This window comes from Paenibacillus enshidis, assembly GCF_042136365.1.
GTDB lineage: Bacteria > Bacillota > Bacilli > Paenibacillales > Paenibacillaceae > Paenibacillus > Paenibacillus enshidis.
The window spans coordinates 1-1,183 of sequence record NZ_JBHHMI010000069.1 but is presented as its reverse complement, the minus strand read 5'-3'; the positions used below and the strand labels follow the sequence as shown (position 1 = coordinate 1,183).

The following is a 1,183-nucleotide window of genomic DNA, read 5'->3' as shown; positions in this document are numbered from 1 at the left end:
CGCCTCATGACCTCGAACCGATCTGCTTCTCCATAAGGCACAATTAAAAAAAATAGACCCATTCGATGGTCCTGAATAGCGTAACAACAGGCATTTTTGTGCCTCATTTGACCCGTTATTTACTTTAATGTGCCTAAAGTATATTTTCGGTTCCCGGTTTTCTGTTTTTCTGTACCTGATCAAACGGGATAATCGTGCAAAGCCCCTGAACAGCGAGTCACATGTCTTGCCACGATCGACGAGCGGCTTGACTGTCCAGCACTAGAAGGGGATTCGAATTCCTCAGAACCGAGTAGCTACAAAGGTTGAAGTGGATCTGGGCTCTGCGAAAGTTGAGTCTTTAATGATGAAGTTATCCTGATAAGAGGAAGCGGAGGGATGCGAAATTGTTCATAGTGTTGTCACTTCACATAGGATCGTTGTATTCAATATAATTGAATTATAGGACAACAGGTCCAACTGGTTTGCAAATATAAATGAAGAAGGAGAAACCAACATGAGCAAAGCGACCAAGGACGAGCAGTATGTCCCAACCAGCAGGCGCAATTTTGCCGGGCTGATTGTTACGGTTTCCATCGTGGCGAATATTATTATTCTGCTGCTGTTCTTCTCACCGATCGGATATCAGGGAGAGGTTCATTTCGATTTGAGCCTGCTGCCGAGAATGAATGCGATATTCAACAGCTTTACCTTTGTTTTTCTGCTGGGAGCTTTGTTTGCGATACTTAGAAAAAATGTAAAGGTGCATAAAGCGCTCGTTTTGGCGGCATTCGCCTCCACACTGCTGTTTTTGGTCACTTATCTGACCTTTCACTACATTTCGCCGGAAACTGCGAAGTTCGGTGGGGAAGGCATTGTGCGCCCGATTTACTTTTTCATCCTGATTACGCACAGTGCGCTGGCCGCGATTATCGTGCCGCTTGCACTGTTCTCTGTAGTGTGGGGATGGACCATGCAGGTGCAGAAGCACCGCAAAATCGCGCGCTGGACGATGCCGATCTGGCTGTACGTCAGCTTCACCGGGGTGCTGGTGTATCTCTTTATGGCTCCCTATTATTAAGTGGGCGTAAGGTGTGAAGAATAACACAAAAGAGGTTGCCCAAGCGGGAGGCCACTGAAAAAGTCCCTAAAGTCCAAAAAGAGACAACTTCTCATTTTTATGAGGAGGTTGTCTCTTTTTTTC

Annotated in this window: 1 protein-coding gene; it reads left to right on the top strand. The window is 46.1% G+C overall.

Translation table 11 applies throughout. The annotated features are described in order from the left end of the window. The first annotated feature begins 496 nt into the window (after positions 1-496). On the top strand, positions 497-1,060 hold the full coding sequence (locus ACE41H_RS25100; protein ID WP_375358304.1) for a DUF420 domain-containing protein: 564 nt from the start codon (positions 497-499) through the stop codon (positions 1,058-1,060). Positions 1,061-1,183: the final 123 nt, after the last annotated feature.

Excerpts from the sequence above, each read along its gene's own strand:
- ACE41H_RS25100 (WP_375358304.1), top strand. The coding sequence starts at position 497 with ATGAGCAAAGCGACCAAGGACGAGCAGTATGTCCCAACCAGCAGGCGC.